This is a genomic window from Synechococcus sp. WH 8016 (assembly GCF_000230675.1).
Taxonomy (GTDB): domain Bacteria; phylum Cyanobacteriota; class Cyanobacteriia; order PCC-6307; family Cyanobiaceae; genus Synechococcus_C.
In genome coordinates this window covers 237,796-261,681 of the sequence record NZ_AGIK01000002.1, presented here as the reverse complement: position 1 = coordinate 261,681, position 23,886 = coordinate 237,796, and the positions used below count along the sequence as shown (strand labels likewise).

At 55.8% G+C, this 23,886-nt stretch carries 26 protein-coding genes and 1 riboswitch; of the genes, 18 read left to right on the top strand and 8 right to left on the bottom strand.

Features of this window, described 5'->3' with window-relative positions; genetic code table 11:
* On the top strand, window positions 1-831 hold the full coding sequence (locus SYN8016DRAFT_RS08195; RefSeq protein ID WP_006853887.1) for a sulfatase-like hydrolase/transferase: 831 nt from the start codon (window positions 1-3) through the stop codon (window positions 829-831).
* 553 nt (window positions 832-1,384) lie between these two features.
* Here the strand turns inward: SYN8016DRAFT_RS08195 and SYN8016DRAFT_RS15775 are convergent.
* A complete protein-coding gene (locus SYN8016DRAFT_RS15775; protein ID WP_006853886.1) occupies window positions 1,385-1,819 on the bottom strand; it encodes a hypothetical protein in 435 nt (144 codons plus the stop codon).
* A gap of 14 nt (window positions 1,820-1,833) precedes the next feature.
* On the opposite strand from SYN8016DRAFT_RS15775, the gene SYN8016DRAFT_RS15770 reads away from it, so the two are divergent.
* From SYN8016DRAFT_RS15770 to SYN8016DRAFT_RS08180, 3 genes are all read left to right on the top strand, one after another.
* Window positions 1,834-2,007 carry an IS3 family transposase gene (locus SYN8016DRAFT_RS15770; RefSeq protein ID WP_006853885.1) on the top strand — a complete coding sequence of 58 codons (174 nt, stop codon included), beginning with the start codon at window positions 1,834-1,836 and terminating at the stop codon, window positions 2,005-2,007.
* 87 nt (window positions 2,008-2,094) lie between these two features.
* A complete protein-coding gene (locus SYN8016DRAFT_RS15765; RefSeq protein WP_071778041.1) occupies window positions 2,095-2,322 on the top strand; it encodes an integrase core domain-containing protein in 228 nt (75 codons plus the stop codon).
* Window positions 2,323-2,938: 616 nt separating this feature from the next.
* Window positions 2,939-3,598, top strand: a complete 660-nt coding sequence (locus SYN8016DRAFT_RS08180; RefSeq protein WP_006853884.1) for a DedA family protein — start codon at window positions 2,939-2,941, stop codon at window positions 3,596-3,598.
* A 78-nt stretch (window positions 3,599-3,676) separates the two neighbouring features.
* On the opposite strand, the gene SYN8016DRAFT_RS08175 is transcribed toward SYN8016DRAFT_RS08180, so the two are convergent.
* Window positions 3,677-4,057, bottom strand: coding sequence for a single-stranded DNA-binding protein (locus SYN8016DRAFT_RS08175; protein WP_006853883.1), 381 nt, complete (start codon window positions 4,055-4,057; stop codon window positions 3,677-3,679).
* A gap of 160 nt (window positions 4,058-4,217) precedes the next feature.
* On the opposite strand from SYN8016DRAFT_RS08175, the gene SYN8016DRAFT_RS08170 reads away from it, so the two are divergent.
* From SYN8016DRAFT_RS08170 to SYN8016DRAFT_RS08140, 7 genes are all read left to right on the top strand, one after another.
* Complete coding sequence (locus SYN8016DRAFT_RS08170; protein WP_038014152.1) at window positions 4,218-5,270, top strand: rod shape-determining protein; 1,053 nt, start codon at window positions 4,218-4,220, stop codon at window positions 5,268-5,270.
* A 5-nt stretch (window positions 5,271-5,275) separates the two neighbouring features.
* Window positions 5,276-6,019, top strand: a complete 744-nt coding sequence (gene mreC / locus SYN8016DRAFT_RS08165; RefSeq protein WP_006853881.1) for a rod shape-determining protein MreC — start codon at window positions 5,276-5,278, stop codon at window positions 6,017-6,019.
* Between the two features lie 3 nt (window positions 6,020-6,022).
* Entirely contained in the window at window positions 6,023-6,526 is a 504-nt protein-coding gene (locus SYN8016DRAFT_RS08160; RefSeq protein WP_006853880.1) for a hypothetical protein, read from the top strand.
* Complete coding sequence (locus SYN8016DRAFT_RS08155) at window positions 6,523-7,845, top strand: sugar ABC transporter substrate-binding protein (protein WP_006853879.1); 1,323 nt, start codon at window positions 6,523-6,525, stop codon at window positions 7,843-7,845. The genes SYN8016DRAFT_RS08160 and SYN8016DRAFT_RS08155 overlap by 4 nt, the downstream gene beginning before the upstream one ends.
* Window positions 7,846-7,970: 125 nt before the next feature.
* Window positions 7,971-8,738, top strand: coding sequence for a response regulator transcription factor RpaB (gene rpaB, locus SYN8016DRAFT_RS08150; RefSeq protein WP_006853878.1), 768 nt, complete (start codon window positions 7,971-7,973; stop codon window positions 8,736-8,738).
* 71 nt (window positions 8,739-8,809) lie between these two features.
* Complete coding sequence (gene lysS, locus SYN8016DRAFT_RS08145; RefSeq protein ID WP_006853877.1) at window positions 8,810-10,279, top strand: lysine--tRNA ligase; 1,470 nt, start codon at window positions 8,810-8,812, stop codon at window positions 10,277-10,279.
* A gap of 45 nt (window positions 10,280-10,324) precedes the next feature.
* Window positions 10,325-10,588 (top strand): hypothetical protein, encoded by a 264-nt coding sequence (locus SYN8016DRAFT_RS08140; RefSeq protein ID WP_006042532.1) that lies wholly within the window; start codon window positions 10,325-10,327, stop codon window positions 10,586-10,588.
* Between the two features lie 67 nt (window positions 10,589-10,655).
* On the opposite strand, the gene SYN8016DRAFT_RS08135 is transcribed toward SYN8016DRAFT_RS08140, so the two are convergent.
* Genes SYN8016DRAFT_RS08135 through egtB form a run of 4 tightly spaced genes read right to left on the bottom strand, consistent with a single transcriptional unit; the run spans window position 10,656 to window position 13,656 of the window.
* Window positions 10,656-11,141 (bottom strand): hercynine metabolism protein, encoded by a 486-nt coding sequence (locus SYN8016DRAFT_RS08135; RefSeq protein ID WP_006853876.1) that lies wholly within the window; start codon window positions 11,139-11,141, stop codon window positions 10,656-10,658.
* On the bottom strand, window positions 11,138-11,371 hold the full coding sequence (locus tag SYN8016DRAFT_RS08130; protein ID WP_006853875.1) for a hercynine metabolism small protein: 234 nt from the start codon (window positions 11,369-11,371) through the stop codon (window positions 11,138-11,140). The genes SYN8016DRAFT_RS08135 and SYN8016DRAFT_RS08130 overlap by 4 nt, the downstream gene beginning before the upstream one ends.
* Window positions 11,372-11,398: 27 nt before the next feature.
* Entirely contained in the window at window positions 11,399-12,391 is a 993-nt protein-coding gene (gene egtD, locus SYN8016DRAFT_RS08125) for an L-histidine N(alpha)-methyltransferase (RefSeq protein ID WP_006853874.1), read from the bottom strand.
* On the bottom strand, window positions 12,388-13,656 hold the full coding sequence (gene egtB / locus SYN8016DRAFT_RS08120) for an ergothioneine biosynthesis protein EgtB (protein WP_006853873.1): 1,269 nt from the start codon (window positions 13,654-13,656) through the stop codon (window positions 12,388-12,390). The genes egtD and egtB overlap by 4 nt, the downstream gene beginning before the upstream one ends.
* A 97-nt stretch (window positions 13,657-13,753) precedes the next feature.
* Here egtB and SYN8016DRAFT_RS08115 point away from each other — a divergent pair, with 97 nt between their 5' ends.
* Complete coding sequence (locus SYN8016DRAFT_RS08115; RefSeq protein ID WP_006853872.1) at window positions 13,754-15,814, top strand: serine/threonine protein kinase; 2,061 nt, start codon at window positions 13,754-13,756, stop codon at window positions 15,812-15,814.
* Here the strand turns inward: SYN8016DRAFT_RS08115 and smpB are convergent.
* The gene (gene smpB / locus SYN8016DRAFT_RS08110) at window positions 15,808-16,302 is read right to left on the bottom strand and encodes an SsrA-binding protein SmpB (protein ID WP_006853871.1); all 495 of its coding nucleotides are present in this window, start codon (window positions 16,300-16,302) and stop codon (window positions 15,808-15,810) included. The two genes, SYN8016DRAFT_RS08115 and smpB, sit on opposite strands and share 7 nt — an antisense overlap.
* A gap of 64 nt (window positions 16,303-16,366) precedes the next feature.
* Between smpB and ruvB the strand changes: the two genes are divergently transcribed.
* The 6 genes from ruvB (at window position 16,367) to thiC (ending at window position 21,879) form a co-directional block, all read left to right on the top strand.
* On the top strand, window positions 16,367-17,446 hold the full coding sequence (gene ruvB / locus SYN8016DRAFT_RS08105; RefSeq protein WP_006853870.1) for a Holliday junction branch migration DNA helicase RuvB: 1,080 nt from the start codon (window positions 16,367-16,369) through the stop codon (window positions 17,444-17,446).
* A complete protein-coding gene (locus tag SYN8016DRAFT_RS08100; protein WP_006853869.1) occupies window positions 17,443-18,252 on the top strand; it encodes a tetratricopeptide repeat protein in 810 nt (269 codons plus the stop codon). Before ruvB ends, SYN8016DRAFT_RS08100 begins: the two co-directional genes overlap by 4 nt.
* Window positions 18,249-19,427, top strand: a complete 1,179-nt coding sequence (locus tag SYN8016DRAFT_RS08095) for an amidohydrolase (protein ID WP_006853868.1) — start codon at window positions 18,249-18,251, stop codon at window positions 19,425-19,427. The genes SYN8016DRAFT_RS08100 and SYN8016DRAFT_RS08095 overlap by 4 nt, the downstream gene beginning before the upstream one ends.
* The gene (locus SYN8016DRAFT_RS08090; protein ID WP_006853867.1) at window positions 19,424-19,654 is read left to right on the top strand and encodes a DUF3188 domain-containing protein; all 231 of its coding nucleotides are present in this window, start codon (window positions 19,424-19,426) and stop codon (window positions 19,652-19,654) included. Before SYN8016DRAFT_RS08095 ends, SYN8016DRAFT_RS08090 begins: the two co-directional genes overlap by 4 nt.
* 1 nt (window position 19,655) lies before the next feature.
* Entirely contained in the window at window positions 19,656-20,282 is a 627-nt protein-coding gene (locus tag SYN8016DRAFT_RS08085) for a HEAT repeat domain-containing protein (protein WP_006853866.1), read from the top strand.
* Window positions 20,283-20,323: 41 nt separating this feature from the next.
* A riboswitch (TPP riboswitch) is annotated at window positions 20,324-20,430 on the top strand.
* Window positions 20,431-20,475: 45 nt separating this feature from the next.
* On the top strand, window positions 20,476-21,879 hold the full coding sequence (thiC, locus tag SYN8016DRAFT_RS08080; protein WP_006853865.1) for a phosphomethylpyrimidine synthase ThiC: 1,404 nt from the start codon (window positions 20,476-20,478) through the stop codon (window positions 21,877-21,879).
* A 716-nt stretch (window positions 21,880-22,595) separates the two neighbouring features.
* Here the strand turns inward: thiC and SYN8016DRAFT_RS08075 are convergent.
* Window positions 22,596-23,840, bottom strand: a complete 1,245-nt coding sequence (locus SYN8016DRAFT_RS08075; RefSeq protein ID WP_006853863.1) for a hypothetical protein — start codon at window positions 23,838-23,840, stop codon at window positions 22,596-22,598.
* Window positions 23,841-23,886: the final 46 nt, after the last annotated feature.

Here is a 23,886-nt window from a genome sequence, read left to right as displayed (position 1 = left end):
ATGGCTAATAATCTTGTCTATATCATTCTCGATAGTTGTCGTTACGACAGTTTCCTTAGTGCTAATGCGTCTAATATTTTAAGTTTGGGTAAACTATCTAGAAGATTTACTTATGCTTCATGGACCTCACCTTCTCACCATACCATTTTAATGGGTTTATTGCCTCATGAAAGCCCTCGCAATGTTTTTGCTTCTGAGGTTTATAAAAACGAATTTTCTAAGTGGGTTGAGCGTCTTGATATTCCCAATTTATCCTTCAAGAGTTTTGTGCCTTATCTCTCCTTGCCACGAATGCTCAAGGACAATGGCTATCGCACAGTAGCTCGAGTTTCAATGCCTGTTCTTAATAAGTTTACACCTGCAAGTCAACATTTTGATGATTATGAGTTGATGTCTAATCATAATGACTTTCAGGGTATGATTGATATTGTTGATTTTGACAATGAATCACCTACTTTCTATTTTTTCAATTTAGGTGAAACCCATTATCCTTATATGTTAACTGATGAGACTCTTCCACATATTTCTGGAGTTCATGGAGTTTTTAAGGCAATGGATGATTTCATGCTTACTAATCGCTCAGAAACAAATAATGGCTCTAGTTTTTTTGAAGACCAACAAATGAAATTCTTGCATGAACAGCAATCTTTGTGCGTTAATCATGTTGACTCATTAATGGATTCACTATTCTCTAAATGTCCTTCCAATACTTATTTTATTGTTTCTGCTGATCATGGTGAACTTTTTGGTGAAGATGGTTATTTTGGTCACGGACCTATTATGCATAAGAAGTGTTTTGAGGTTCCTCTTGTTGAGGGTATGTGTCCTTAGGCCTGTTATGTATGTTTAATTAGAGTTTGTTATACATCTGTGTAATTATTTTTTTAAATTTATATCGGTTTTGCTTTATGCTTTTTGTATCAATTGCTTTGCAATTTTATTGTTTTTTAAAGTTTTTATATCAATTATTGATTTTTCTTTTTCTGACAATACTTTGTCCTCATTTTTCGTACAACTGGCATAGGTCTTTTTTTCACTTTAGGTCGAGTCATATTATTCTTTGTCTTTTATGAGTATCCATTTCCTAATTTAGGAAATGACTCTATGTATATTCTATATAGGTATTTGCAATCAATTGTTTCTTTTATTCTCATCTAGCTTCCCTTTTCTTCTTGTTTATCTGTAGTATTTGTTTTCTTTGCTTATTGCTCTTTGTGCCTGCTTTGATGACAGCTTTCACACGTTATCGTATTGCACTTTTCTGCCCTTTTTTAAGTCTTATATCTGTTGACTGCTATTGTTTTTTCTGCTAATTCTTATCTTATTTGTATGTTCCAATGCCTCATAAGTGAGGTGTACTGGTTTTTCTGGACAGGCCCCATCGTTAACCTCTGATGCGGGGCACCGCCCCTGATCGGGGCTTCCGCCAATGAGTAAGCGCCGCACCCACAGTCCCGAGTTCAAGGCCCGAGTCGCCATGGAGGCGATCAGTGGCCGCAAGACGATCTAGGAGATCACCGCTGACCATGCCATCCACTCGATCCAGGTAAGCCAGTGAAAGCGGCAGCTGCTGGACGGTGCCAGCGAGCTGTTCGCCAGGGGCAAGAGGAGCAAGGACAAGGAGGCAGAGCTGTTCCAGCAGATCGGCAAGCTGCAGATGGAGCTGGAGTGGCTCAAAAAAAGTCTTAGCTGCTCTGACGCCCGTGAACTGCGCAAGCTGGTCGATCCAGGCCACCCCGAGCTCAGCGTCAGCCACAATGTGCGCTGCTGGGTCTGTCCAGATCCATGCTGTATTACAGGCCCACGCCGGTGCGGGCATCGACACTACGGATCATGGCCAGGATTGACGCTCTCTACTTGGTGGCGATCGTTGATCTGTTCTCCAGAAATGTCCTCAGCTGGAAGCTCTCGAACAGCCTTGACACGGAGTTCTGTCTCGATGCCCTGGAGATGGCGTTGGCAGGGGATTGCAAACCAGAGATCTTCCGCTCCGACAAGGGCTGCTAATTCACCTCTAGCGACTTCGCGGCAAGGCTGCAGGCAGAGGAGATCAAGATCAGCTGGTCAGGAAGGAAACGCTGCTACGACAACATCTTGGTCGAACGGCTGTGGCACACAGTCAAATACGAGGAGGTGTATCTGCACGCCTACAGCGATGGTTGGGACGCTGAGATTAACCTGGCGCGATTCCTCTGGAGATACTGCCATGTAAGCCCACACAGCACTCTGGGAGGCAGAATTTCCCACGAGGCCTACGCTCAGATCGAACCCTGTTCCTCCCGCCCGGAGTTAACGATGTCAGGGGCCAGAACTTTCCAATAAAAGGCATCCACCTCAAAGTTCACGCCGTTTATTTTTCTCTAATTTGTTCGGTGTTGCTTAATCTTTGTCATTATACAATTTTCTTTTATATCTTCTAGTGCTCGCCGCTATTTCTTTCTTGAGTTTATTGTCATGTTTCTTGTGAATCTGCGTTTTAACTCTCTTTTCGCCTTGGCTTCTCTGCGCTTCCATTATTCTTCTGCATTCTAAAGTTTTTGATTAATTTCTCTGTGTCTATTTTTTCTTCATTTCTCTTTATGCATCTTTTGCTTTGCTAGGTGGTGAATGGATTGGCCTTTATGCATTTTCTGCCGCTCTATATCTTTTGTTTGATTAATCCAAATTTGTCATTTATTGCGCTTTCCCCGCGTTCTCTCTTTCGCTTTTGGTGTTATCCAACCTCAAGTATTTTTTGATAATCAATCTTCCTCTGTTTCCCCCTTTTTTTTTAGGTCAATCTCCAACAGCTGTTGATATGGTAATTATTATCATCTTTTTTTTTGAAGGTTTTATCTTCCTTTTTTAATGAGCCATTGGCTCTTGGCTTAATTTGCTAATCCTAATCCCTCTTTAATTTTTTGTTAATTGGTATATACTTTTTTTTTGTTCTTGCTTGATGTCTCTGTCTGAACTGATTACCCAGCTTCCAGAGCTGATTGGACAGGCCGTCGAGGCAAATCAATGGTTGGGGTATGGCGCCATTTTTGCGGCCATGTTTCTCGAAAATTTGTTTCCGCCTATTCCCTCTGAGCTGATCATGCCTTTGGGAGGCTTCTATGTGCAGCAAGGGCAACTGCAATTTGTCCCCGTTGTGCTGGCGGGTTTGATTGGAACGGTGCTGGGGGCGTTGCCTTGGCATGGCATAGGCCGTTTGATCAATGAACAACGCATTGAGCAATGGCTCGAGCGCCATGGCCGCTGGATCGGCATTAGCCCCGAGGAGTTGGCGCGGAGTCGCCGCTGGTTTAGCCGCTACGGCACGGCCCTCGTGTTTTGGGGACGGTTGGTGCCAGGCATTCGCACCTTGATTTCGGTTCCTGCAGGAATCGAGTTGATGCCGATGGCGCCATTTTTGATTTGGACCACGGCTGGCAGCCTGATTTGGACGCTGTTGCTCACCATCGCTGGGATGGTTCTTGGTGAGGGATACAGCAATGTTGAGGTCTGGATCGACCCTGTCTCCAAGGTGATCAAGGTGGGCTTGGTGATTGCCGTTTTGGCTGGTGGGATCTGGCTGGCCCTCAGGATTTGGCGTCGCCGCCAGTCGGCCGACTAACCAGCGGATAGGCGCCGGCGACCGGCTGTGTTGAGCCCCTCCACTCGAGGAAGTCGCCGGTCGCCGTGGGCCCCTGTTTCAGAAGGGAACTTCTTCGTCGCTCGGGCTCCCTCCCCCGAATCCACCGGTGCCCGCTTCGCTGTCGCGTTTGGAGCCGAGGAGTTCGAGGCGATCGACGCGAACAACAGGCTTGCTGCGTTCTTCACCGCTGTTGCGATCGGTCCAGCGATCCAATTTGAAGCTGCCGATGATGCCCAGGAGTGATCCTTTTTTGACGTAATCGGCGGCAACCTGGGCCTGTTTGCCCCAGATCTCAAGGTTGAACCAATCTGGTTCGTCGTCGCGGCTGCGGCGATTCACGGCAATGGTCAGGTTGGCCACCATGCTTCCCGATTCGAAGTAACGAACTTCGGGATCTCGGCCGGCGCGGCCGACCAGGGTTACGGAATTGACACCCATAAAGGTCTTGTTCTGTGTGGATCAATGATGCGCCACGGTTGACGTGGCTGCTTTTAAGGAGTTCCACCCTCAGCGCCGGATGTATCAGCCGATGGATCAGGCGATGCATGAGCCAGCGCATGACACCCCTCCTAAGATTCGGCGACTTGTGCCACAGCCAGTGCTTTTTCGTCGATTTCAACTCTCCCGTGACATCGGTATCGACCTCGGCACTGCCAACACCCTGATTTACGTCTCCGGAAAGGGGATCGTGTTGCAAGAGCCTTCTGTGGTGGCGATTGATCTGGAGAGGGGAGTGCCCCTGGCTGTCGGTGATGAAGCGAAGCTGATGCTGGGCCGGACGCCCGGGAACATTCGTGCCGTTCGGCCCCTACGTGATGGCGTGATCGCGGACTTTGATGCGGCTGAGCAGATGCTCAAAAGCTTCATTCAAAAAGGCAATGAGGGGCGCGGGATCATTGCGCCGCGTTTGGTGGTGGGCATCCCGAGTGGTGTGACGGGTGTGGAGCGCCGCGCCGTGCGTGAGGCGGGCCTGGCCGGTGCCAGAGAAGTGCATCTCATCGATGAGCCCGTGGCCGCGGCGATTGGTGCTGGGCTGCCGGTGACAGAGCCCGTCGGCACGATGATTGTGGACATCGGTGGTGGAACCACCGAAGTGGCGGTGCTCAGCCTCGGAGGCACCGTGCTGAGTGAATCCGTTCGCGTTGCTGGTGATGAAATCAGCGATTCGATTGGCGTCCATCTCAAAAAGGTTCACAACCTCGTGGTGGGTGAGCGCACGGCCGAAGACATCAAGATTCGAATCGGCTCTGCGTTCCCAGACAACGACTTCGACCAGACCGTGATGGATGTGCGTGGTTTGCACCTCTTGTCTGGTTTGCCGCGCACGATTCAGCTCCAAGCAGGTGATCTTCGTGAGGCGATTGCTGAGCCCCTCAACGTGATTGTTGAGGCGGTGAAGCGCACGCTTGAACGCACTCCCCCTGAGCTGGCCGCGGACATCGTCGATCGCGGAATCATGCTCGCGGGCGGTGGGGCTCTGGTGAGGGGGATTAGTGATCTGATCAGCCATGAAACCGGGATCTTCACCCACGTGGCGGAAGATCCGCTGCTGTGTGTGGTGAATGGCTGCGGACAGGTGCTGGAGGATTACAAGCGCCTGCAGCGTGTGTTGGATACCCCTGAATTCGTTCGCTCTGCCTCGAGCCTCTAATTCCGATGGGCTCCTCGCCGTGGCCGCAGGGAACACGTTCCCGGAGCCTGAAACGAATTTGGCCTTGGCTGGCTCTGCTTGGCGTGCTGGGGATGGTGCGTTGGAGCAAGGGCGCCGGTTTTGTCGACGCCTATGCCTTGCTCACGCGTCCGTTTTGGCCAGGTTCAGCTCAGAAAGAGTGGGTTCAGTCAGCGCAGCAGCAGGACGATGCCACGCGTTTGCAGTTGCTCGAGGTGGATAACGCCCGTTTGAGGGGGTTGCTTTCGTTGGATCGTCAAGGTGCCCAAGGGGCGATTTCTGCTGCTGTGATCTCCCGAACGCCTGAGGGCTGGTGGCAGCAAATCGTGCTGGGGAAGGGGGGGCTGGATGGCATCAAACAAGGGGATGCGGTGAGCGGTCCGGGTGGATTGATTGGTCGCGTGCAAAGTGCCACGCCAGCGACAAGCCTCGTGCGTTTGCTCACCGCCCCGGGAAGTCGTGTCGGCGTTTGGGTGCCTCGGACCCGTCAACATGCCCTCCTGGTGGGAATGGGCACGGCCCGTCCTGAACTGAAATTCATCGATAAAGACGTAAAGGTTCGTCCTGGTGATTTGGTGAGCACCTCCCCGGCCAGCACCCTGTTGCCTGCAAACCTTCCTGTGGCCGTTGTGCAGTCCTTGAACTCCAGAGCGGTTCCAGCTCCCACGGCCCTGGTTCAGTTGATTGCGCCTCCGGATGCGATCGACTGGGTGCAGGTGAGTCGGCGCTGATCGATGGCTCGTCTTCACAGCCAACCGATCTGTGTTGCCTCCGGATTGTTGGTGCCGTTGATCAGCTTGGCGGCACCGTCATGGCTGAGCTTGGGAGGTGTCTTGCCGAGCTGGGCGGTGCTGTGGCTGTTGCCCTGGGCTCTGGTGGATGGACCGGTATCGGGAGTGATCGCGGGCGCGGCGATGGGATTGGTCCTGGATGGCCTCAGTGTGGGAGATGTCAGTCAGGTGCCTGCTTTGATGCTGTTGGGCTGGTGGTGGGGACGGCTCGGGCGGCGGGGCCGACCGATTCAACGCAGTCTCAATCTGGGGTTGCTGGCTTGGATCGGCACGATGTTGCTTGGGTTGAGCCTTTGGGCGCAGCTGTTGGTTCAGGGTGTGGATGCTCCTTTGGCCCAAGCCTTTGCATTGCACACCTGTTTGGCCCAAGGCCTGATGACGGGCCTGATGGCCCCGATGATTGGGTCTTGGCAACTTCTGATCTGGCGACGGCGCACTCCCGCATGATTCAGCACACTTCTCATCGCCATAGGTCCCATCGCTTTAGGTGGCTCGCCTTGGCCGTTGTCAGCACGTCGTTGCTGATGGGGGGATGCCGGCGTGCCGCCGCTCCAGAAGGAGCTCTCCAGCTTTGGACGCTGCAACTAGCGCCCAAATTCAACACCTACATGGAACAGGTGATTGATCGCTGGGATGATGAGCATCCCGATGCGCCGGTGCGTTGGACCGACCTGCCCTGGGGTTCGGTGGAACGGAAGCTCCTGGCAGCCGTGTTTGCGCGCACCGCTCCGGATGTGGTGAATCTCAATCCCCCCTTCGCGGCCAATTTGGCAAGCAAGGGTGGGTTGACCGATCTCACGCCGCTGTTGCCGCCCGATGCCGCTCAGCGCTATTTGCCTTCGGTGTGGCGTGCCGCGCGCGATCCAAAGGCGGGTCAGATTGCCGTGCCCTGGTATCTCACGGTCCGCCTCAGCTTGGTCAACCAGCAGCTGCTTCAACAAGCTGGCGTGAAAGAGCCACCCCGTCGTTGGGAGGATGTCCCGGCCTTCGCCCGCCGCATTCGAGAGCGAACGGGACGCTACGGGCTGTTTGTCACGGCCGTGCCCGACGATTCCGCTGAATTGCTGGAGTCGATGGTGCAGATGGGTGTCGTGTTGCTCGATGAGCAACAGCGCGCTGGATTCGATTCGCCAGAAGGGCGCAAGGCGTTTGCGTTTTGGACCGATTTGTATCGAGAGGGGCTTCTTCCTCGGGAAGTGGTCAGTCAGGGGCAGCGCCGCGCGATTGAGCTTTACCAAAGTGGTGAGCTTGCCTTGCTGGCCAGTGGGGCTGAATTTTTACGCAGCATTCAGACCAATGCCCCTGGAGTGGCGGCGGTGACCATCCCTCAACCGCCTCTCACAGGAGACGACGGCACTGCCAACGTGGCTTTGATGACGCTCGCTGTTCCTCGCCAGAGTCAGCGACCGCAAGAGGCGTTGTCGTTCGCCCTGGATCTCACCAACGGACCGAACCAAGCGCGCTTTGCGCGCGAGGCCAGAGTGTTGCCCTCCTCCCTGGCGGCTCTCAGGCAGGTGCGTGCTGAGCTTGAGGCTGAGCGACCTGCCACTCCCGAGCAGGCTCAAATTCGAGAGGCGAGGTTGCTGTCGGCCAAGACGCTGGAGGGAGCGAGGGTCCTGGTGCCTGCGACGCCAGGGGTGAAGCGACTGCAAAGCATCGTTTACACCCAGCTTCAGAGGGCGATGTTGGGTCAGATCAGTAGTGAGGAGGCGGTGCGTACCGCTGCTGAACAGTGGAACCGTTATTCAGAGGCGCGCTGGCCCTAAGGGAGCCATTCACTGCCTTGAATTGAAAACATAAAGACAATCGAAAGCCTGAGTCGATAGCTTTTTGTCACTCACGAACCGTTTGCGCTGACCGGTAGAGTCGCTTCTCTTCACATTGTGTTGCGATGCCCACAGATGGGCCTTCTGTAAAAGGAACCATTCTTGTGGTTGACGACGAGCCCGCAGTCAGGCGGGTTTTGTTGATGCGTCTGCAATTAGCTGGTTACAACGTCATTTCCGCTGAGGACGGGGAAGAAGCGTTGGAGATGTTCCATAACGAAGCTCCAGATCTCGTTGTGCTCGACGTCATGCTTCCCAAAATGGACGGCTTTGCCGTGTGCAGGCGTCTGAGAGCGGAATCCTGCGTGCCCATCATTTTTCTCTCGGCGCTGGAATCGATTTCTGAACGCGTCGCTGGCCTCGACCTCGGAGCCGATGACTATCTGCCAAAACCTTTCAGTCCAAAAGAGCTGGAAGCCCGTATTTCCACGATTTTGAGACGGGTTGGCTCTGGCTCCGCCACCGTTGAGCCACGGGAAATTCCCAGTGGCCAAGGGGTGATGCGGGTTGGCGACCTCGTGGTTGATACCAATCGCCGTCAGGTGAATCGTGGAACCGAGCGGATCGCTCTTACCTACACAGAATTCAGCCTTCTTGAGTTGCTGTTTCGGGAGCCAGGTCACGTGGTGCCTAGGGCTGAAATCCTGGAGCAGCTCTGGGGATACCCGCCCAGACGTGCGGCCGATCTCCGGGTCGTTGATGTTTATGTCGCACGCCTGCGCGGCAAGCTTGAGCCCGACCCTCGCAATCCTGAATTGATTCTCACGGTGAGAGGGATTGGCTACGCGTCTCAACGCATGGGTGAGCCCGCGGGAGCACCGGCAGCAGTTTGATGAATTTGGCGTAATCCGCTCGCTCTCGTCCCCGTCGCGGGGCAGGATGGCGCCCGACTGCTTCTTCTCTCTTGTCTGAACTTCGTGAGACCCGCTTGGAGAAGGCGAATGCTCTCAAAGAACAGGGGCAAGAGCCGTATGCGTTGCGTTTTGATCTCACCGATCGCATGGCTCGCTTGCAAGCCGATCATGCAGATCTCCCGAACGGCACCGAGCGCGACCTGAAGGTCTCTGTGGCTGGTCGGGTGATGACGCGCCGGGTGATGGGCAAGCTTGCCTTCTTCACGCTGGCGGATGAAACGGGAACGATCCAGTTGTTTCTCGAAAAAGCAACGCTGGGAGACAGCTTTGCTCAGCTCAGTTCCTTGGTGGACGCAGGCGACCTGATCGGGGTACACGGCATCTTGCGCCGCACCGATCGCGGTGAATTGTCCGTCAAGGTGAGCGAATGGCAGATGCTCACCAAGTCGCTGCAGCCCCTGCCAGATAAATGGCATGGCCTCGCCGATGTGGAGAAGCGCTATCGCCAGCGTTATTTGGATTTGATCGTCACGCCGCAGTCTCGTGAGACCTTCCGGCGTCGAGCGATGGCCGTTAGTGCGATCCGCCGTTGGTTGGATGAACGCGACTTCCTAGAGATCGAAACACCGGTCTTGCAATCCGAAGCCGGTGGAGCTGAAGCGCGACCGTTCATCACGCATCACAACACCCTTGATCTGCCTCTCTACCTGCGGATTGCCACGGAGCTCCACCTCAAAAGGCTTGTGGTGGGTGGATTTGAACGGGTGTATGAGCTCGGGCGGATCTTTCGCAACGAAGGGGTGAGCACGCGCCATAACCCTGAATTCACCTCGGTGGAGGTGTATCAGGCCTATGCCGATTACAACGACATGATGACGCTCACCGAAGAGCTGATCGCCTCGGTTTGTGAGCAGGTTTGTGGGACGACCCGCATCACCTACCAGGGCGTGGAGGTGGACCTGACGCCTTCCTGGAGGCGCGCCACGATGCATGAACTTGTGCAGGAGGCCACCGGCCTGGATTTCGCCTCTTTCCAGACCCGTGAGGCGGCTGTGGAGGCGATGCGAGCCGCGAATCTCCCTGCACCGGATAAGGCCGACACGGTCGGACGGCTCTTGAACGAAGCGTTTGAGCATGCGGTGGAACCCAATTTGATCCAGCCAACCTTTGTGCTCGATTACCCGCAGGAAATTTCCCCCCTGGCGCGTAAACATCGCAGCAAGCCAGGTCTGGTGGAGCGGTTTGAGTTGTTCATCGTGGGCCGTGAAACGGCCAATGCCTTCAGTGAGCTCACGGATCCTTTGGATCAAAGAGGCCGCATGGAGCTCCAGCAGGAACGCCGTGCGGCAGGAGATGTGGAAGCCAGCGGCGTGGATGAGGATTTCATTCAGGCCCTGGAAGTGGGGATGCCCCCCACGGGTGGACTTGGAATCGGGATTGATCGCTTGGTGATGCTGCTCACGGATAGCCCCTCCATTCGGGATGTGATTGCCTTTCCGTTGATGCGACCGGAGGGGTGACCTGTCAGCATGGATAATTAAACCCAGTGGCAGGGTCCAATTCCCATGAGTGGTGAGCGCGTAGGTTTCCGCTTCAAACACGCCGATGCGGTGGTCAAGCGCAATCCGCAGGGGCGGTCCCGTCGCGGATGGGTGATGGAGCCCGTGGAGCAGACCACGAGCCGAGGCACCAAGATGCCCGCTTATCGCATCCGCTGGCGTGACAGTGAGCGTCCTGAGATCGTGCTTCAGCACATGCTGATTGCTGATCCAGACCCCACTCCTCCGCCTGAAAATGTGAGCCTCGAGCCACCCGCGCCGAAGGCTTGATCGAAAGCGATCAAACATGTGACGAGCTGAAGCCTTTTTAGCTAGGGCGCTTTCAGCTGAGGCCCTCTTAGCTGAGCCCTTTACGGCGCCTCAGCTCTTCGAGCCCTTGCTGTGCCTCGAAGAGGGCCCAGTCCTCATCAAGGCTTCGCCGAGATGTTGACTGCTTTTCCTGAGTTTTCAGGCTGTTGAGCTGCTCTTCGAGTTCGGCGAACTGAAGGCCAAGCGCCTCGAACTCTTCCCAGAGTTCACGACCTTGCTGCATCAGGGCAACCACGTGCTGATCCGCCCGTTGCGCCAGTTCAAGGGCGCCAGCCCTACGTGCTTTCTCTCCACGCTGAGTCCAGGCTTGGACTTGTTCAGCAAGCGTGAGCAGTTGTCGGCGCAATTCCCTCGCTTGGAGTTGCTGTTGCCCGCGACGGTTGTGAAGATCCCTTTGGCGGTCCTGCAGGTGTTGTTCGCGCAGGAGTTGATCTTGGCTTGGATTGCTGCGCAAAAACTGCTCAAGCCGTTCTTCCAAGCTGCGTTCGAGGTTGTCAATCCAGGAGGGACTCATGGGATTTGATCCGGTGCGCGCGTGATCAATGGAGCTTCGATCTCCTGCTCGAGCGGATTGATCGCCCCTTCCCTTGAACGCAGCAACAGCTGGGTGAGACGGGCGACCGAGCCCTCACCCAGCTCGAGTGCGCCTAGGCGATCAAAGGCATTGCGGTAGACCGTTTCCAGCTCTTCGATCAGGGTTTCACGTTGTAGGCGGACGGTGGCCCGTTGCTCGTCGCGACTCATGGCTCAGCAGGGATGAAGGTCTGGATCTCAGTCTGTGGGCTCTAAAAGATGCAAGGAGAGATCATCCTCTGGATCATGCCAGCGACGCAGCCAGCGCCATCCGGCCCGTTGCGCTAACGCAACAGCGCGTTTAGGGCTGTACTTGAGGCTGTATTCGGTGATCAGGGGTTCATTGCATTGGAAGCTCCAACGCTCACCGGCAATCCTGACCACTTGGTCGCAGCGGCTGATCAAGGCCATCTGCACGCGGTGTTGCTCGGCTTGCCAATCCGCTTGGTACGAAAAGGCTTGGGGGTCAAAATTTGCTCCCAAATCGGCATTGAGGCGATGCAGCAAATTGCGTGCAAAGGCGGCTGAGATCCCAGCGGCATCGTTGTAGGCCGCTTCGAGGCGAACCTTGCTCTTGGGTTGGTCAAGACCAAGAAGGAGAGGTCCCCCATTCAGCAACTGCTTGAACTGGCGCAGCACGCGGATGGCATCGTCCTGTTCAAAATTGCCGAGCGAGCTGCCAGGGAAGAAGCCGATCCGCCGTTGCTGTCGCAGCAATGGGTGCTCAGGCAGGGATGAAAGCGTGCTGTGATCGCAGCAAATGCCCAGCATGGGCACCCTTGGGTGGCGTTGTTGCAGGGCTGTGGTGGCCTTGCCTAAATGCTCGGCACTGATGTCCAATGCCACGTAGGCGGCGGGATGGGCCGCCTCGAGAAGAGGGCCTACTTTTTGGGCGCTGCCAGCACCGAATTCCACGATCACCCCTTCACCGATGGCGGCCGCAATCTCTGGGGCAGACGACTTGAGCAGGGCAATTTCGGTGCGGGTCAGGCTGTATTCGGGTTGCTCACAGATGCGATCGAACAGGCGCGACCCCTCCTCGTCATAGAGAAACCAGGCCGGCAGCTGGCGGGGACAACGATTGAGACCGACCCTGACGAGCTGTTCCATATCCGCTGCTGGCGGATGGAGGTCGATCAGTTCTGTTTTTTGATCGGTTGTGTAATGGGGCTGTTGAGAGGTGGTTGTCATCGGGCCAAGCGCAGGCCAGCCGCCATCCAGCGGCTAGAGGGAGCAAAAAAGTTGCGGTAGGTGTTGCGGGAGTGGCCATCCGGGGTGAGCTGACTGCTGCCCCGCAATACGAATTGGGAGGTCATGAACTTGCCGTTGTACTCGCCAACAGCTCCTTGGGCCGGCTGAAATCCGGGATAAGGCCTGTAGGGACTCGCTGTCCATTGCCAAAGCTCAGCATGGCTTTGCTTGAGCTGAAGCCCCTGCTCCTTGGCGCCCATCTCCCATTCGGCCTCCGTTGGTAGGCGAGATCCAGCCCAGCGTGCATAGGCATCGGCTTCAAACCAGCTGAGATGGCGTACCGGGCGATGGGCCTCCAATGGGCAGAGGCCTGCCAGGGTGAATTCCCAGGCCCAGGCTGAGGGGTCTCGCTGTTGTGGAGCACCCTTCTGTTCATTCCACTCTTGGCGCCAATAGCGCGGTGCTTGCCATTGCCGCTCTGAGCGGATGGCCCAGCCTTCACTCATCCAGAGTTCGGGGCGTTCATAGCCGCCGTCCGCGATAAAGGCCTTGTATTCGCCGTTGCTCACCAAGCGATCCGCTAGGGCATAGGGCTCGAGCCAAACGCGATGCCGGGGTTCCTCATTGTCGAAATGAAAGGGGTGGGCGTTGTGGGTGCTGTTTTGCTCGATGTCTTGGCCGATCTCCACCAGGCCCCCCGCACAGGGCAGCCAACCGGGAGCTGTCCCGTCGTTTGTTGTTCCCTTAGGAGAAGACTCTTCGGCCTCCGGCCAATCCGTTCGGTAGGCCGGTTCCAAGGGCTGACGGCTGAAGGCATCGAGAAGATCCATCAACATCAATTCCTGGTGCTGTTGCTCGTGTTGAAGGCCCAGTTCGACGAGTTGCAGCCAGGGGGAAGGGGAGTCGCCGTTGCTTTGAAGCAGGTCCTTCAGGGCCTGGTCCACTTTGTGGCGCCAAGCGATCACCTCTTTCATCGGCGGCCGGCTGAGTAAACCCCTCTGAGGTCTGGGTTGCCGAGGGCCAACCGCTTCGTAATAGGAATTGAATAAATAGTTCCAGCGGGGATCGGCTCCCTCGTAGCCAGGGCAGTGGGGGATCAGAACAAAGGTTTCGAAAAACCAGGTGGTGTGGGCGAGATGCCATTTAGGGGGGCTCGCATCGGCCATGCCCTGGAGGCAGAGATCTTCGGCTTCAAGCGGCTCAATCAACACTTCGCTGGTGCGGCGCACGTCCATCAGCCGGCGGATCAGCGTGCCGGAGTCCATGGCGGGTTGATGCACGAGATAGTGACCTTAGGGAGGCCAGGCTGCAGGTGCTTTCCCAAAACTCGCCCTAGCATCAACCCATTTAGGCAATGTCGTTGTGATCGGCACGCTGCTGGCTGAGCGCTACCGCTTGGATCAATGTCTGACGTCAGACACGTCCGCACCCCAGGGGCAGCTTTGGCGTGGAACGGATGTGTTGGCCTTAGATGCGCCCGTAGCACTGCGGCAGCTGCAGGATCCTGATGCGCAAGACCGCTTTCGCCAGCTTTGGCCGGCCATGCAATCGGTTCTTCACCCGCTGATCCCACGCTTCGGAGGACTGCTGGAGGAATTGGATTCGCTCTGGCTGGTGAGGGAGTGGCAGGAAGGATCCAGCTTTGGCCAAATCCAGCAGCAGCGTTGTGAGCGTCAGCTGGTGTTTGGTGGCGGTGAAGTGCTGTTGCTGTTGCGTCAGCTTCTTCCAGTGTTAGGCGTTCTCCATGGCAAGGGACTGGTCCATGGAGACATCAATCCCAGCAACCTTCTTCGCCGGGATCAGGATGGGCTGCCGGTTTTGCTGGATTTTGGCCTGCTTCAAAAACTCGGCACCGCCCCGCTCCTAGGAGCCACGGCTAGTTATGCCCCGAGGGCACAAGGCCGTGGCGAGCTGGCCGCTCCCTGGATGGATGTTCATGCTCTTGGCGTGACCGCACTGACGTTGCTAAGTGGACGGGCCCCGGAGGCCTTGCTGCCCGCTGATGCCAGTGAATGGCCATGCCCCCCAGATCTCGAACTCCATGAGGGCTTCCGCGACGTGTTGGAACGGATGCTGAGCGAGCTGCCAGGTCGCCGTTTTGAGCAGGCCGCGGAGGTCTTGCAGGCCTTGAAAGCGGTTCCCATGCCGGAATCGACGGGCCCCATGCCGAGTTCGGATCGAACGGTTGTGCTGGCGCCTGTGCTGCTGCCCTCTCCTGAACGTCCTGCCATGGAGCCGCAGGCTGTTGGCCCCTCGTCTCCTGAGCCTCGCCGGCGTCAGCGCGCCGATGAGCGCCAAATGGCGGCGGAAGGACGGCTATGGCCCGTGGTGATCGCCCTGTTGATGTCAGCGGTGGTGGGTACGGCCATCGGTTGGTTCCTCCTCAGCCGGGGCAACGCCCCGTCTGGCGTCCCCTCCACCGAGCGTGATGTGGTGGGCCGCTCGCCGACGGCCAGCCTGCCGCCGGCAGAAGTGGATCAGCGTCAACAACTGCTGAGTCGATTGAGAGCGTTGCAAGTCGACCGCAGCTGGTTCTTGGAGCTCGTGGATGTCAGCCTGTTGGCCCGTTTCCCGGAGCGGAGCGGTCGCTTGCCCAGTGATTCCCTCGAGGATGCTCCCCTGCGCCAGGTTTGGAATGCGTTGGCCAACGAGTGGCTGGCAAGGGTGGAACAGCTGCCTCCAGGGCTGCGGCGACGCCTGGGGAAACTCGATCAGAAGGATTGGCAGACCCAACGTCAGGCCCTTGTGGCGCAAGGGGTGAATGACAGGGTGGTGGAGCAGCTGGTCTCCGTGGCGGCCAACACCCTGTTGCCGGGTGTAGCCACGGGTACCAAGCCACCAGAACCCTTCCGGCAGCTTTGGTACGCCGCTGCCTTGCGCAGTCTGGAGGAGGTCAAGATTGAAAAGGTGAAGGCAGGGGCCGAGATGGCCACCGTGCTTTCCAGTCGGGTCCCAGCCGATAGCGCGCGCCTGATTTCCATTCAGGTGCCGGCCAATCGTCGGCTTGTGCTCGGCATTAACGGAACACCGTTGATGCAGATGACCGTCTATGCCGCTGACGGCTCTGTCGCGGCAGAAAGGGGCCCTTTGCGAGTGGTCACGCTGGAGGCTGATGTGGGCACGCCTGTGCAGGTGCTCGTGACGAATGAAGGTGTCGCATCCGGCCTGTTGACCTTGTCCTGTCGCGCTGATCTTCCGACTCCGACCCCTGCACCGAAAGCCGTGTCGAAACCGCTGCCAAGGGTGGATCTCAATCCGATTGCCGATCCGGCGACTGGAGCGCAGGGACCGGTGGAGGCTCTGCCAGAACCTCCTGGGCCGAAGCCAGCTGGCGTGAAGGAGAAGGTTTCCCAAGAGCCATCTGCCCAAGAGCAAGCGGTCCAAGAGCCCTCCGCTGAGCCAGAAGGGCTGAGGGGTCAGTAGCGGGCGATGGCCTCCCGTGTTTCTTTCTTGACCTGCTTGTCTTTGGCAGCGGCCCGTTTGTCATGCAGCTTGCGCCCCTTCCCCAAGCCGATGGTCACCTTGATCCAGGATCCCTGCAGGCGGAGGTTAAGTGGGATCAGGGCGAGTCCTTTTTGTTCGAGCTGACCCCGCAATTTGTCGATTTCGCGGCGATGGGCGAGCAGGCGTCTCACCCTCAGTGGGTCGTGATTGAAATAGCGGCTGGCGTGGGTGTGCGGGGAGATATGAACGTTGTGGAGGTGCAGTTCGCCGCGTCTAATCAGGCAGAAGCCATCGCGCAGATTGGCCTGTCCAGCGCGCACCGACTTCACTTCGGTCCCCAGAAGTTCGATTCCCGTTTCTAGGGTTTCGAGGATTTCGTACTGGTGTCTGGCCAGCCGATTGTCGGCCAGCAGGCGATTGGCCGCTGCTCTTGCCGCTGCACTCTTTTTGCCGCCTCCCTTGCCCATCTCGCGTCAGGCCCCACGGCCGATCGGTCTCCCGACCTTATCCAGCTATCGGTACCCTGCGACCATGGCGATTGTTTCTTCTAACGCTGGATCCTCCAAGGGAGCTCCCCGACCGAAGCCGTCGCGGGTGGTGGATGCAGCGCGTCAACAGGATGATTCGGCCGAGCTGAGCGCCACGAAAGAAGACGGTCTCCGGCCGCGTCGGCTGGACGATTACATCGGCCAGCGCGAACTCAAGCAAGTGCTGGGAATTGCCATTCAGGCAGCGATGGGCCGGGCGGAGGCCCTCGATCACGTGTTGCTGTATGGCCCTCCCGGCTTGGGCAAAACCACCATGGCGATGGTGTTGGCGGAAGAATTGGGGGTCACCTGCCGGATCACCAGCGCTCCGGCCTTGGAGCGCCCCCGCGACATTGTTGGCCTGCTCGTGAACCTGCAGCCAAGGGAGGTGTTGTTCATCGACGAAATTCATCGGCTCACCCGCGTTGCCGAGGAGCTTCTCTATCCAGCGATGGAAGACCGACGCCTGGATCTCACCGTTGGCAAAGGCAGTACGGCGCGAACGCGAGCCCTGGAGTTGCCGCCCTTCACGCTGGTGGGTGCCACCACCCGGGCCGGCGCGCTGAGCTCGCCCCTGCGTGATCGCTTTGGATTGATTCAGCGCCTGGAGTTCTACGGACAAGAGGATCTGCAAGCGATTGTGATGCGAGCGGCTGGTCTGTTGTCTTTGCAGCTTTCTGCTGAGGCTTGTGCCGAGATTGCCCGACGTTGTCGGGGCACACCCCGGATTGCCAATCGTCTGTTGCGCCGCGTGCGGGATGTGGCCTGTGTGCGGGAGGTGTCTGGTTGCATCGATGTGCAATTAGTGGATGAAGCACTCACCCTGCATCGTGTGGATGGCCGGGGCCTGGATGCCAGTGATCGTCGCCTTTTGGAGCTGTTGCTCCAGTCCCATGGAGGCGGACCCGTCGGTCTCGACACCTTGGCCGCGGCGCTCGGCGAGGATCCCACCACCCTGGAGGCCGTGGTGGAGCCCTATTTGCTCCAGCTCGGATTTCTTCAGCGCACCCCCCGTGGGCGTGTGGTCACCGCCGCGGGCCGAGGCCATCTGGGCTGGCCGGCGGACGAGGGAGATGCGGCATGAGCATCGATCTCAAGCGTTGTTTGTCGTTGTTGTTGGTTGCCTTCGGGGTTGTGCTGTTCCTGGGGGCCGATCCGGTTCTGGCTGAATCGCTTCCGAAGGACCAGCACCGGGAATTGTTTGAACAGGCCCTGCGCTTCAGCCGTCAGGGCGATCCGCAACAGGCCCTTGAGGGATGGGATCGGGTGCTGGAGCTGGCTCCAGAGGATGCGGCTGCCTGGAGCAACCGCGGCAATGTTCGTCTTGTTTTAGGTGACACCGAGGGGGCGATCGCCGATCAAACCAAGGCCATTGCGCTCGCTCCAGAAGAATCCGACCCCCATCTCAATCGAGGCACGGCTGAGGAGGCCTTGCAGCACTGGACGGACGCCGAGCAGGATTACAACTGGATCTTGAAGCGGGATCCACAAGATGCTTCGGCGCTCTACAACCTCGGCAATGTGCGCGGCTCCGAAGGCGATTGGGAATCGGCTGAAACTCTGTATGGGCGCGCCGCTGAGGCCCGTCCCGGTTTTGCCATGGCGCGCTCCAGCAGGGCGTTGGCCCTCTATCAACTTGAGGCCTTTGACGAGGCTGAGCGGGAGATGCGCAACTTGATCCGTCGTTATCCAATGTTTGCGGATGCGCGGGCTGGCTTGAGTGCTCTGCTTTGGATCCGGGGCTCTAAGGGGGAGGCTGAAAGCAACTGGGCGGCGGCTTCAGGCTTGGATCCGAGTTATCGCGAGGCCGATTGGTTGCTAGAGGTGCGTCGTTGGCCTCCACGACCTGTTGCTGATTTACAGCGTTTTCTGGCTTTGGAAAGTCCATGACCACCACCACCAATCCTCTCCTTAAAGCCCGGCTTGAGGCGATCTTGCCCGCGTTGATCGAGTTGCGACGCCATCTGCATTCCCATCCGGAATTGAGTGGGGAAGAGCATCAGACCGCGGCCCTGATTTCAGGGGAGTTGCGTCAGTGCGGCTGGCGTGTGCGAGAAGGGGTGGGGCGCACCGGTGTGCTGGCGGAGCTTGGTCCGCAGAGCGGTCCGCAGCTGGGCTTGCGCGTGGACATGGACGCTTTGCCGGTGGAGGAGCGCACGGGTTTGCCCTATGCCTCCTTGCAGCAGGGAGTCATGCACGCCTGCGGTCATGACATCCACAGCTGTATTGGTCTGGGGGTTGCGCGTTTGTTGGCGCAGGAGTCGTCCTTGCCCGTGGGGATGCGCCTGTTGTTTCAGCCTGCTGAGGAGCTTGCCCAAGGTGCTCGCTGGATGCGTGCTGATGGTGCCACCGCTGGGCTCAGTGCCCTGTTCGGCGTGCATGTGTTTCCCACCTTGCCGGTGGGCACGATCGGGGTGCGCAGCGGCAGCTTGACAGCGGCTGCGGGAGAACTGGAAATTGAGGTGATCGGTGAAGGCGGTCATGGAGCGAGGCCCCATCAATCCCTCGATGCGATTTGGATTGCAGCCCGGGTGGTGACGGGATTGCAGGAGGCGATCAGTCGTCGCTTGGATGCCCTCAATCCAGTGGTGGTCAGTTTTGGGAAAATCGAGGGGGGCAAAGCCTTCAACGTGATCGCCGATCGGGTCACCCTCCTCGGCACGGTTCGCTGCCTGTGTGCGGATCTCCATGAACGCTTACCGGCCTGGATTGAGGAGACGGTGCAAGGCATTTGCGGGAGCTTTGGCGCCACTGCTCGGGTTCGCTACCGCTGCATTGCACCCCCTGTACGCAACGACCCCGCCCTCACCGCCTTGCTAGAGCGCAGTGCCGTTGAACAACTGGGGGCAGAGCACGTGCAACGCCTGGAACAGCCTTCCCTTGGTGCCGAGGATTTTGCAGAACTGTTGCAGGACGTTCCTGGCAGCATGTTTCGCCTGGGGGTGGCGGGTCCTGATGGATGTGCACCGCTCCATAACGGTCATTTCAACCCTGAAGAGCGGGCCCTCGGCGTGGGGGTGCAGGTGTTGACCGCTGCGATGTTGGCTTGGACTCCCACACCATGAGCCGTCAATCCAGGACAAGGATCCACACCGTGTTGTCACTGGCGGCGCCGTTGATGGTGCTGCTTGGAGTGTCAGCGATGCTGCAGCGAGAAGGTCCCGACCGCTGGCAAGCTCTCCCTGCCATCCTTGTGGGATCTGGTTTGGTGATCCATGCAGTGGTGGGCCGTCGTCAGCGCCGCCATCAGTTGTTGATCGCCTTGCGCACCACCCGTTCTCAGGAGGATTGAGATGGCTAGCACCCCTGAACAGACCGCACCCAACCCTGAGGAGTTGCGTGCAGCGATCGCCTCGGGTGATCCAGTGCAAGCGATGCCAGCCCTCGCCAAGCTGCGAGCGCTTCCCGATTCCGATAACGACAGTGTTGTGATCCCCCTGTTGATCCTGGGCAGTGAGCAACAGGCGTTTTTGGTGCGCTCTTTGAGCTGCAGTGGCCTGGGCTATCGGCGCAATGAACAGGGCTGGCAGGTGCTGAGCCGCTTGCTGCTGGCCGATGACGATCCCAATGTGCGGGCTGAAGCGGCGAATGCCTTGGCGAGCTATGGGGTGGAGCGGGCCTGGCCCCTGTTGCGCGACAGCTTCGCGAAGGATGGCGCTTGGCTGGTGCGTTGCAGCATTCTCTCCGCTCTTGCTGAGCAACCTGGAATCAACCCCTCTTGGCTGCTGGATCTCGGCAGGCAAGCGATCGCAGATGCCGACGGAACCGTGCGGGTGAGCGGGGCGGAAATTTTGGCCCGGGTGGTGCGTGAGCAGGCCGGAGATGCCAACGGTTCCGAAGCGAGAGCGCTGCTTCAGCCTTTGCAGCAGGACGATGATCACCGTGTGGTAGCTGCTGCCCTGAATGGCTTGCAGCCCTGAAACCAGAAGTGGGTCAGACCTGAAATGCGTTGCTAGCTTTCAAAGACCACTAGGGGTGCCCCTGCTTTTTTTGATCGCTGGGGCTGAGATCACACCCTCTGAACTTGATCCGGGTCATGCCGGCGCAGGGAAGTGAATGATGTGATCTGCGGCTGTTAAGTCGGCTCCTGGCAATTCCGCTGCTGCCAAGACCATGCGTACTGAATGGGTTTCCGCTCGCAAGGGCCAGGCCAATGTCTCTCAGATGCATTACGCCCGTAAGGGTGTGGTGACGGAAGAGATGGCCTACGTGGCCACGATCGAGAATCTTCCGGAATCCCTCGTGATGGAAGAGGTGGCGCGGGGCCGGATGATCATTCCCGCCAATGTCAATCACACCAATCTGGAGCCGATGGCGATCGGTATTGCCAGCAAATGCAAGGTGAACGCCAACATTGGTGCCTCTCCGAATGCTTCGGATGCAGCGGAGGAGGTGAACAAGCTGAAGTTGGCCGTGAAATATGGCGCCGACACCGTGATGGATCTGTCCACCGGTGGCGTGAACCTGGATGAAGTGCGTACGGCGATCATTGGCGCATCACCCGTTCCGATTGGCACGGTGCCTGTGTATCAGGCCTTGGAAAGTGTGCATGGCTCGATCGAGAAACTCGATGAAGATGACTTCTTGCACATCATCGAAAAGCATTGCCAACAGGGCGTTGATTACCAGACGATTCATGCTGGCCTGTTGATCGAGCATCTCCCCAAAGTGAAGGGACGTCTCACTGGAATTGTGAGCCGAGGAGGCGGAATTTTGGCCCAGTGGATGTTGTATCACCACCGCCAGAACCCTTTGTTCACGCGCTTTGACGATATTTGCGAGATTTTTAAGCGCTACGACTGCACCTTCTCCCTAGGAGATTCACTGCGTCCTGGTTGCCAGCATGATGCCTCCGATGCTGCCCAGCTGGCTGAACTGAAGACGCTGGGAGAGCTCACCCGTCGGGCTTGGAAGCATGACGTGCAGGTGATGGTGGAGGGTCCAGGTCATGTGCCCCTCGATCAAATTGAGTTCAACGTGAAAAAGCAGATGGAAGAGTGCAATGAGGCGCCCTTCTATGTGCTCGGCCCGTTGGTGACAGATATCGCTCCTGGCTATGACCACATCACCTCAGCGATTGGTGCGGCAATGGCCGGTTGGCATGGCACAGCGATGCTTTGCTATGTGACGCCGAAAGAGCACCTGGGTCTTCCCAATGCAGAGGATGTGCGCGAAGGGCTGATTGCCTACAAGATTGCCGCCCACGCAGCGGACATTGCCCGTCATCGCCCTGGTGCTCGGGATCGTGATGATGAACTCAGCCGGGCCCGTTACAACTTCGACTGGAATAAGCAGTTTGAATTGTCCTTAGACCCCGAGCGGGCGAAGGAATATCACGACGAAACCCTGCCAGCAGATATCTACAAGCAAGCGGAGTTCTGTTCGATGTGTGGTCCCAAGCATTGCCCGATGCAAACCAAGATCACGGATGAAGATCTGGCTGGTTTGGAAGATGTTTTAAAAGCCAAAGGTGGGGCTGGTGAGTTGGCAGGTGTGAAACTTGATAAGTTGTCTTAATCGCTTAGAGAAGAGTGAAGTGTGTGATTCTCTTCACCCTCCATTTATTTGCGAGTGCCACTCTTTGCTCAGCGCTTAGCATTGACAAAAGAGTAATAGATTTTAGTTTTGGCATGAATTAAGCAGTAAAAGTCCTGTCTTTCTTCGTTTTTCTATTTTTATTTTTAATAGCTTACTGCAACATTTTCGTATTGAGATTTGAATTGTTGCTTTTGGGGAGACTTCTTGAAAGCATTAAAGTGCCATTGATTGAGCCCTTGGTCATTACATAAGAAGCGGCTAAACGGAATCAACTGGCTCCTGTCTCTGCTTAATTAAAAACAAGTATTCAAGAATATTTGGCATAATAATTGTTTTGGCATGAGTTGCCATTTTTTATTTTTGAGATTAATTGCTCAATTTATGCAATATAGCCTCTATTTATTATTTTGTCGAAAGGCTTCACCTGAGACTTTGTTGACATTTAATTGGATAATTTCAATCAATGTTTTAAAGGATCATGGTGGTGAAATGTAATTTTTTCAGTTTCTATCGCCTGACAAAAGCTTGTTGCATGTGTGTTAGGGGGCAAGAGAAAGAAATTCTTCTACTGGCCTCATTCATGAATTTAAATGCATCTATTGAGATTAGTATTTATTTCAGGTGTTTATTGATTTTGAATGTGGAAATTTATGATGCGTTTAGGATTAAGAGTTTTCCGTAGATGTGCTGATTGTTTATGCTGCAAATGCATTAAATCCAACCACTGCCAAAGACGTGAACGCCCCTAGGATCAATGCCATAAGTGGTAGCAATTGTCTTATTAATTTGGGCTTAAACGTAATTGCAGCACCAATATAAAATATGGGGTTCGTTCCAGCTATGCGTGCATAGGAAAGTAGGTTCTGATTATCAGACGTGCTAACGATGAGCAGTGCTGTCAAGTAAATAGGGATTGGTATTAAGTCTAAGAACACATTGTGATCGGGGGATCTAAGCTTTTTTGCAGCGTATATTACAATCTGCACTATGCAGTATATGGATATTATGCAAACTATAAAGTTAGCCGCCTTAAAATTTGAATATGATGTGACAGTAGTAAGGCTTTTGAAGGATTCAAAATATGATAATAGTCCCTTCATCGGGTAGCCTCCAGATCTTCCCCATGCACTTTGGATATCTTTGAATGCCAATGGGTTCCCGGTTATGGTGTACAAATAAACCATGAATGTGCCTAAACCAAGTAATGGCGAAATTGCGTACAAAAGTAATTGCTTTATTCTTTTAGGATTTTGATTTTTCTTGTGTTGTAATTCACGTATTGCTTCTGATATTGTAAAAACTGAATTGAAAATCCCCGTTGGCCTTGTCAGGCCTGATATGTACCCACTGGCAAATGCGACAATTGTGAAGTGTCGATTTTGTTCTTGGCGAAATGCGGTGGCTAAGAATAGACCTGTACTAGCAAAAAATAGAGATTCGGGTAAGGGTAAGGAAAAAAAGTAGCTGAATGGATAATAGCTTGAAATTAGGGCAAAAGATAATATTTGATTGTGAGTTGCTAGTTCTTTCTCTTTAAGAAACGAGCTTGTCGCAATTACTCCGATCACGAACAAGAAATTTGCTAACACTATTCCCGCCAAATTGTTGACTGTTCCCAACGAGAACACTGACCAGAAGATTGGCCAGCCAGGAAAGAATGCCCAGTTTTTTTGTGAGGTATGGCTGTCGGTCGTGGAAAATTTCTCTTTGGTATAGCCACGTTTGGCTATACCCCTATACCATCCAGCATCTGCTTTCGCTATAGACTTGGATGAGTATATTATGTCAGATGTGCTTGTATCTCCTTCAAGAAATATGTATGTTCCAGGCTGTCCTTTAGAGATGTTTGATGTTGCTTGTACAAGAAGAATAATTAGAACAACGATGATTCTAGAAGTGATCGATATTCTTAGGATTTGCCTATCATTAGAATTGGTCATTTTGTGAATTTTTGGTTGTGCTCGAAAGGGTTAGGGTTGTGGTGGT